Raw genomic sequence first — 278 nt, forward strand, 5'->3', positions numbered from 1 at the left:
GGATGTACGCCTACAGCGGCATTCTGTCGGCGCTGCTGCTGCGCGGCAAAACCGGCCAGGGCAGCCGCATCGATGTGAGCATGCTTGAAAGCCTGGTGGAGTGGATGGGCTACCCGATGTACTACGCCTTCGACGGCGCGCCGCCGCCACCGCGTGCGGGTGCCGCGCATTCGACGATTTACCCTTACGGGCCGTTTCCCACCGGGGGCGGCGGCACGGTGATGCTCGGCTTGCAGAACGAGCGCGAATGGGCGGCGTTTTGCGACAAGGTGCTGCTC

The 278-nt window shown here is 66.2% G+C and carries 1 protein-coding gene; it reads left to right on the top strand.

All coding sequences use genetic code 11. The features are described 5' to 3' along the window. Positions 1-278, top strand: a 278-nt coding sequence (locus tag AAEY72_RS14685) for a CoA transferase (protein ID WP_352311274.1), incomplete at both ends; no start/stop codon positions are given.

Source organism: Psychrobacter sp. W2-37-MNA-CIBAN-0211, from assembly GCF_040309405.1.
Classification (GTDB): Bacteria; Pseudomonadota; Gammaproteobacteria; order Pseudomonadales; family Moraxellaceae; genus Psychrobacter; species Psychrobacter glaciei.